At 74.7% G+C, this 7423-nt stretch carries 6 protein-coding genes; 1 reads left to right on the forward strand and 5 read right to left on the reverse strand.

Translation table 11 applies throughout. From position 1 onward, the window contains the following. Window positions 1–746: 746 nt before the first annotated feature. Entirely contained in the window at window positions 747–2738 is a 1992-nt protein-coding gene (locus ACIQTO_RS31150) for an SMI1/KNR4 family protein (RefSeq protein ID WP_402395036.1), read from the forward strand. Between the two features lie 34 nt (window positions 2739–2772). On the opposite strand, the gene ACIQTO_RS31155 is transcribed toward ACIQTO_RS31150, so the two are convergent. From ACIQTO_RS31155 to ACIQTO_RS31175, 5 genes are all read right to left on the reverse strand, one after another. Beyond that, complete coding sequence (locus tag ACIQTO_RS31155) at window positions 2773–3270, reverse strand: hypothetical protein (protein ID WP_402395038.1); 498 nt, start codon at window positions 3268–3270, stop codon at window positions 2773–2775. Next, complete coding sequence (locus ACIQTO_RS31160) at window positions 3267–3656, reverse strand: hypothetical protein (RefSeq protein ID WP_402395040.1); 390 nt, start codon at window positions 3654–3656, stop codon at window positions 3267–3269. Before ACIQTO_RS31160 ends, ACIQTO_RS31155 begins: the two co-directional genes overlap by 4 nt. After that, a complete protein-coding gene (locus tag ACIQTO_RS31165; protein WP_402395043.1) occupies window positions 3653–5212 on the reverse strand; it encodes a hypothetical protein in 1560 nt (519 codons plus the stop codon). The genes ACIQTO_RS31160 and ACIQTO_RS31165 overlap by 4 nt, the downstream gene beginning before the upstream one ends. After that, window positions 5209–5553 (reverse strand): type VII secretion target, encoded by a 345-nt coding sequence (locus ACIQTO_RS31170; RefSeq protein ID WP_402395045.1) that lies wholly within the window; start codon window positions 5551–5553, stop codon window positions 5209–5211. Before ACIQTO_RS31170 ends, ACIQTO_RS31165 begins: the two co-directional genes overlap by 4 nt. A gap of 113 nt (window positions 5554–5666) precedes the next feature. After that, window positions 5667–7046: an MFS transporter gene (locus ACIQTO_RS31175; protein ID WP_402395048.1), complete on the reverse strand. Its 1380-nt coding sequence runs from the start codon at window positions 7044–7046 to the stop codon at window positions 5667–5669. Window positions 7047–7423 lie beyond the last annotated feature (377 nt).

A 7423-nucleotide genomic window follows, 5' to 3' on the forward strand; every position in this document is an offset into this window, starting at 1 on the left:
CTGGGTGATGCCGGGCGTGTTGAGGGCCATCGCGCCCTGGCCGGTCAGATGGGGGTAGAGGACGGCGAACCCGCCCGGGCGGTACTCCGTCCCCGTGACCTCGGGCGGTGAGGCGTCGAGGTCGATGCCGGTCAGGCGCATCTCGCCGTTGAAGCGTTCGCGGTCCGGTGCCGGGCCCGGTGACCGTACGGCGGGCGGAGCGGCACCGCCGACGGGTGCGGACGAGGGCGGGGGCGCTGTCGCCCCGGAGCCCGACCCGGTGCGGGTCCGGTCGCCGGAGTCCTCCTGGCCGAACTTGCCGCTGAGGAAGGATCCGAGCGGCATCGCGGCCACGACGGTGACGGCGATGGCGAGGACTTTGCCGGCCCGGCGGCGCGGCGGTGGCGGGCCGAAGTGGGCGTCCCCGGCGATCTGGTACGTCCGCCCCTGCCCGTCGGCCCGGGCGTCCTGGTGGATGTCGCCCCGCTGGGGCTTGGGGGTGGTCATCGCCGGGCGTCCGCGCTCACCCGGCCGGTGCGGGGCGGGCCGGTGCTGGTCGGGCCGGCTGCGCGCGCCGGCTCCGCGATCTCGTCCACGGCGGAACTCCCCCTCGGTGTCCGGACCCGGCGGATGCCGCCGTTCCTGGGGCGTCAGCACAGGGAATCGGGCCCCCGGAAGCAGCCGTTGTGCGGTGATCGATGCACGCCCGCCACCAGGAAACTGACGCCGCGTCGGCACTGTCGGTGGTGCGTGCAAGGATCACCGCCATGACCGAGCAGACCTTCGCATGGCGCCCCTTCCTCACCCGGTGGAGCGAGGAGTGGGCCGGCGTGCCCGACGAGTCCGCCGCGCCGCGGCCGGATGACGAAGCGGTCCGGCTTGCGGGCTGGTTGGGCTTCGAACCGGCCACCGCGGAGCGGTTGGAGGCGGCCGAGCGGCGGCTGGGTCGCCGGCTGCCGCCCTCCTACCGGGAGTTCCTGGAGGTCACCGACGGCTGGCGGCACGCGGGCGGGTTCGTCCACCTGCTGGGCGGCACCGAGGGCGCGCGTTGGCACGAGGACTCCTCGGGGTTCAGCGAGTACTTCGGCGAGGACGCCCTCGAAGGCATGTGGGAGCGCGCGCTCCAGGTGGACGTGGAGTCGGACCTGACGTACGTCCTGCTCGATCCGCTGGACGTGGACGAGGCCGGCGAGTGGGCGGTGTACTGCCACAAGGTGTGGGCGCACAGTCCGCCCAGCCGGTACGGCTCCTTCCGGGAGTTCATGGTCGCGATGTACCGCGAGTTCCACCGGCTCGCCGTCCCCCGCGACGGCGGGGTGTTCGAGAACGACACCACCCGCCGGCTGGACGCCTGCGTCGAGGCCGCCCGGCTGGACGCCCTGCGCGGGGAGTACGAGCGGGCGGCCGCGGCGTTGGCGGAGGCGGTGGACTTCGGGCGGCCGCGGGCCGTCGGCATGCTCGACCAACTGCGCCGCCTCCAGGGCACGACCTACACCGTGACGTACGGCGAGCTGCCGCCCGACCCGCTCTACGCTCCCGAGGTGGTCCCCGTGCTGGCTCTGGAGCATCAGCCGTACCAGGGTGCGACGGTCTGGGGCTACCGGGTGCGGCCCGCCTCGGAGCAGGCGCGGGCCGAGGCCGACGAGCTCCTGCGGCAGGTGACGGAGCGGACGTTCCGCTACGCCGCCGCCGGGCCGTTCGGCGCGGCCGTCGACCGCGCGCGCGAGCAGGCCCGCTGGGGCGGGACGGACGCCGCCTGGGACACCCTGCTCACCGCGCTCCCGCGGTGGGAGCCGCTCGGGCCGGACCACCTCGCGCCGGTCGGCCTGCTCGCGGATTCCCTGCTCGGGCCGATGATCACCCCGGAGCGCGGGCGCGAGCTGCTCGCCACCCCGAGGGCCGCCGGCGTGCCCGCCGGGGAGCGGGCCGAGTCGGTCGAGCCGTCCGCCGAGCGGCACGACGAGGACGGCCTCGCCTGGTTGGTCGACCCCCGGCCGGGCGGTGGCCGCCGGGCGTCGTACCGCTTCGTCCTGGTCGAGGGCGCGGCGCCGGACGAGCTGCCCGCCCGCCTCGGCGCCGAGGGGGGCGAGGGCGCTGCCCTGAACGCCCTGATGGGGAGCCAGGAGGCATGGCACCACCGGCACGGCGGCGGGGTGAGTTCGACGTACGACGACCGCGCGTTGGCGGCGGTCGGGTGGGCGGGCGGCTCCGGGTGGAGCTTCGCCTTCGACGCGGACCCGGCGTCCTACGACTCGGTCCGGTTCGAGTCCCCGGCGGCGGCCGCCTCGCGGGGTGGCGGCCGGGCGGTGGTGGTCTGGTCGGAGCCGGAGCGCGGTGTGTTCCACCTCTCCGTCGCCGAGGGCGGCGAGGAGCGCTACGCCTTCACCGTCCGGGGCCCGGACGACGTGCGCACCGGCGGCGCGATACCGCCCGCGCTCGACCCGGCGAGCCTCTTCGTGCCGCCCGGACACGGGGCCCGGCAATCATCGGAGCCCCGGCACGACTCGGGGCCGCGACACGACTCGGAGCCCCGCCGCCCACCGGAGCCCCGGGACGCGTCCGGGCTGCCGGGCGATGCCGGCCGGCCCGGCGAGCGGCGAGCGCTGGCGGCGGTGGCCGCCGAGTTCGGGGTGAGCCTGCCCCGGTTCGCCCTCACCGAGGGCCGGCTGCACACCTTCACCACGCGCTCCTGGACGCGCCCGCCGGGGCCCGGGGAGACCTACGCCGTGGTCACCGTCGCGCTGCCGGAGGTGCGTTGACGGCAGCACGACGGTGGGCCGGCAGCCGGTCGGCTCAGCCGACGGTGACCCGGACGTCCTTGACCGCCAGCACCTTGCAGGAGGCGGCGTTGCCCGGCTCGCGGCAGCTGGCGCGGTCGACGTAGTGCCAGCTGAGCGTGGTGCTGCCGGTGGCGGTCGCGGTCCAGCTCTGGCGGACGGTGTGGCCGCAGCCGGCCGAGTCGGGCGGGCAGCTGCTCAGCTTGGCGTCGGTGCCCCGGCGCAGGACGGCCGGGTCGCCCTCGCCGGACAGCTGCCAGCCGTGCGGGAGCGGGGCGGAGGTCAGGCTGACGCCGACCGAGCCGCCGACGGCCAGGTGGACGTCGGCCGGCTCGAAGGCGGGCTTGCCACCGGCCACGGCTTCGGCCTCCAGGTCGGCGGGCAGCGCCAGGACGGTGTCCGGCTGCTTGTCCGCCGACGAACCGCCGGAGGAGGAGCAGCCGGCCACCGGCACCAGCGCCAGCAGGGCGACGGCCGCGAGGGCGAGCGGGCGGGGGAGGGAGCGGACGGTCACGCGCTGCCCGCCTCGCGGGCGTTGCGCCGCAGCTCGATCAGCGCCGCGACCTCCGCCAGCCAGCGCGCGAACAGGTGCTCGCGCCCGAGGTCGGCGCCGCTCGCGGCGGCGGCCTGCAACCACTCGCGGACGACGGTCCGGCCGGGCTCGCCGATGACGGGCTGGGGCAGCGCGAGGGCGGCCGCGAAGCCGCCGGCGCGGACGTGCTGGGCGAGGAAGCCCAGCGGGTACGGGCCGATGCCGGCCGCCTCCGCGCGGTGCGCGGCGGCGATGGCGGCCTCGGTGAACAGGGCCTGGCGCGGGCCGCCGGTGAGCAGCAGGCCACGGGTGATGGCGGCGGGGACGTCGAGGTCCGCCAGCTCGGCGTCCGGGCGGACGTTCGTCATTTCGGCAGCTCCAGCGCGGTCGACTTGTTCAGGGGGTGTTCGCCGGGGGTCAGTCCGCCGAGCTGGCTGTTGACGAACTGGTCCTCCGTCACCCAGGAGGTGAAGCCCCAGGGGTTGTAGACCTGCAGCTTGTCACCGTCCCTCCCGATGATCATCATCTGGTGGCCCGAGTCGTCGTTGCGCACGGTGATCGGGACGGGCAGGCCCTCGTCGACGGACTTCTCGATCCGCGCCAGCGCCGCCCGGCGGTCCTCGTCGCTCTCCAGCTCGACGTGCTCGTAGTCGGCGCCGGTGGCCTTGCCGAGGTCCTTGTCGGCCAGGTAGGTCTGGGCCTTGGAGCCGAGACCGCTGTCCACCTGCGGGTAGACCTTCTTGTTCCCGTCGACCTTCTGGCCGTCCTTGTACTCGTTGACGTACGTGTCCTGCAGCCGCTTCTCGAAGTTCTCCGGGGAGTCGGCGCCGGGGGCGTCCGGTGTGCCGCCGGTGGTCAGCTGGAACATCAGCAGCGGGTCCAGCTTGGCCTGGGCGATCACCGTGGAGGCCGCCACGCAGTCGCTGACGTTGCGCTGCGAATAGACGTTGTAGCCGTCGATGTTGACGTTCTGGCCGCCGTAGGTGACGTCGATGTTGTCCGAGGACTCCCGGCCGGTGTCGCCGGTGCTGGTCGCCGGCACGAGGTGCTTGGCGAGCCAGGCCGGGTCGTCGCCGTGCGGGTGGATCTGGGCGTCGAACTGCTGGATGTCGGACACCGAGTGCCCGGAGGCCAGCGCCTTCCAGAGGTAGGCCGCCTCCTCGGGGGACTTCGCGCCGGACAGCAGGGCACGGAACGCCGCCTGGTCGGCGCCGTTCATCACGCCGAGCGTCTGGGTGGCCCGGTCGAGCTGGTTGGGCGTGAGGATGTAGCCGCCGTCCTCGCCCGAGCCGGGGTTCTTCTCGGTGGCCAGGACCACCGCCGCCAGCGGGTCGATCGAGCCCATCCCGGCGCGCGAGGCACGGGCCGCGGAGGTCAGCTGGTTCAGCTTGCTGGCGGTGCTGGTGCCGCTGCTCTCCACCCGCCGGGCCGCCGCGAGCCGGGCGTCGACGCCGGCCAGCGCGGTCGCCATCGCGTCCTGGTCGAAGCCGCCCGGGTCCTTCCGGGCCCGCTCCCGGGCGGACTGCAACTGCTCACGGCCCTGGGAGTCGAGCTTCTTCGCCCAGTCCAGCTCGTTCGCCCAGCCGTCCAGCAGCACGGCCGCCTGGGCGAGCGTCCCCTGGGAGGTGGTGGTCTCCTCCGACATCGCGTGGATCGCCTGCGTGGCGTGCTCCGCCACCGAGCCGGTCCAGACCGCGGGCAGCTGGTTGACGGCGATGCCCGAGAGGTCCTGCGAGGCCTGGCCGAAGGCGGTGGCCGCCTGCCCGTAGTCCTTGGCCCGGGCCCGCACCGCACCCGCGTCGCCGACCGGTTCCGGCACGGCCAGCGCCTGGTCGATCCCCTCCAGCAGGTGGAGGTTGGCGAACATGAGGTTCAGCTTCTCGATGGTGTGCCGGGCGTGTTCCAGATCCTTGACCTTGCTCACCGGCCGCCACCCGCCGGCACCAGCGAGGCCGTGATGGCCTTCTCCGCGTTGCGGTAGTTCGCCGTGGTGGTCGACATCTTCTGGGACAGCTCGTCGAGGGCGCGCTGGGTGACGGTGATCTCCTTCGACCAGGCGCTGTCGAAGGCGGCCCACGCGCTGTCCATGCCGAACTCGCCGAAGGCGGTGGACGCGTAGCAGACCGAGCCGGCGTAGGCGGTCTTGGCCGTCGCGATGTCCGTCGCCGTCTTGTTCAGCTGCTCCGTGACGCCGCTCAGACCCGCCACGCTGACGCCGTATCCGTCCCCGCCGCCGCCGGCGCCCGGCGCTGCTCCGTCGCTCATGGTTCCCCGTTCCCCCGTCTCCCGGTCCGTCAGTCCAGATGCCACCGATGCCCGCGCGACGGTACGGCGCGGGCACCGGGGAGTGAGCCTAACCTGTGGTGGGGGCTCCGGGGTTACGCCCGGGAGGGCTGCACGGGCTCCTCGTTCTCTTCGCGGCGGGCACGCGCCGGCTCCATGTCCTGCGCGGATTCCCCGCCTCGGCTTGGGGCGGTCTTTGACGTGGGCACAGTGCCCGGCACGGGGGCGGCCCCGCCGGCCGCCGGACCGCCGGCCGTCGCACCCCCGGCCGCGACCGGGGCGCGGCGCGGGTAGCGGCGGCCGGTGGCCGTGAACGCCGCGAGCAGCAGGGCGGCCGCCGCGGCGACGACGGTGATCCGGAACGGCGCGTCGGGCGCGAGGTGGTCGGCCGCCCAGCCGCCGAGGAACGTCCCGGCCGACTGGGCCAGGATGATCGCGCTGACCAGTGCCGCCATCGCCTCGCCGAGCCGCGCGGTCGGTACGGTCCGCTCCACCAGGCCGAACATGGTGATCATCTGCGGCGCGACGGCCACCCCCAGGCAGCCGATGGCGGCGGTGAGGGCGGCCACGCCGCCGCCGGAGAAGAGCAGCAGCACCGAGGTGGCGAAGAGCAGCACCGTCCCGGCCCGCAGCCGGGCCGGCAGCTCCCAGCGGGCCGGCAGCGCAGCGGTGGCGATGCCCGCGAAGGCGCTGGTGAAGCCCAGGAAACCGTAGATCAGCCCGGCCGCGCCGGGCCGGCCGAGCGCGTCCGTGGTGGCGGTGACCCCGACCTGGACCGAGCCGAAGCAGGCGCCCAGCAGGGCCATTCCGGCGAGCAGCAGCACGTACGGGGTGCTCATCAGGCGCTCGGCGGGGCGCAGTCGGGAGCCGCCACCCGTGCCGGGGGGCGCGGTCGGGTGCAGCGCGAACAGGGTGGCGCCCACGCCGACCAGCGCGGCCGCCGTGAGCAGCCCGGCGGCGGGGGAGACCAGGGTGGTGAGCAGGCCGACCAGGGCCGGCCCGGCGGTGAAGCTGATCTCGTCCACGATGCCGTCCAGCGAGAGCATCGAGGTCGTCAACTCGGCGTCGCCGTCCGCCAGTCGGACCCAGCGGCTGCGCGACAGCGGACCGACCAGCGGGGCCGAGAGCCCGATCAGCGCGGCCGGCGCGATCTGCGCTCCCAGCGACAGTCCGCCCTCGGAGGCGGCGACCAGGGCGAGGAGCGCCAGCGTGTTGACGATCGCGGTGACCAGCCCGACCGTGCGCTGCCCGCGCCGGTCCGCGAGCCGGCCGACCAGCGGACCGCCGGCCGCCTGGCCGACGGCCAGCGCGCCGGCCACCACCGAACCGCGCCAGACGCTGTCGGTGTTGCGGGTGACCAGCAGCAGGGTTCCGATCGGGCACATCGCGTTCGGCAGCCGGCCGAGCAGCGACCAGAGCAGGACCCCACCGCCCGTCAGCCGCGCCGCCGAGCGGAACTTCGTGACCACGGACATCTGTCGTACCCCCACAACGGAGCCGGTGGTGGGCGCCCGCCTCCCACCACCGGCCCGACCTGGTGGCAGTGGCCGGCGGGTGAGTACCGACCGTACGGCCTGGATGATCAACCGGGTAACCGTACGATCACCCAGCGGAGTCGAGCGGCGGCGTTCGGTCACCTTGGAGGACCGCCCAAGGACCGCCCGCGGACCGCCCAAGGATCGTCCGGGGGCCGGGCGGGGGCCTGGCGAGAGGGTGGCCGACGGGTGACCGGAGGACGGCAGCAGGGCGCCCCCCGACTCAGCTTGACGTTTAACCTCGGCGGGCCTGGTGTTCCTTGATCGACTCGGCGCGTTTGACCGTTTTGCCGACGTCGTGGTGCTTGGCGCGTTGC

The organism is Kitasatospora sp. NPDC091207, assembly GCF_044768625.1.
Classification (GTDB): domain Bacteria; phylum Actinomycetota; class Actinomycetes; order Streptomycetales; family Streptomycetaceae; genus Kitasatospora.

Excerpts from the sequence above, each read along its gene's own strand:
- ACIQTO_RS31160 (WP_402395040.1), bottom strand. The coding sequence starts at position 3,656 with ATGACGAACGTCCGCCCGGACGCCGAGCTGGCGGACCTCGACGTCCCC.
- ACIQTO_RS31175 (WP_402395048.1), bottom strand. The coding sequence starts at position 7,046 with ATGTCCGTGGTCACGAAGTTCCGCTCGGCGGCGCGGCTGACGGGCGGT.
- ACIQTO_RS31170 (WP_402395045.1), bottom strand. The coding sequence starts at position 5,553 with ATGAGCGACGGAGCAGCGCCGGGCGCCGGCGGCGGCGGGGACGGATAC.
- ACIQTO_RS31150 (WP_402395036.1), top strand. The coding sequence starts at position 747 with ATGACCGAGCAGACCTTCGCATGGCGCCCCTTCCTCACCCGGTGGAGC.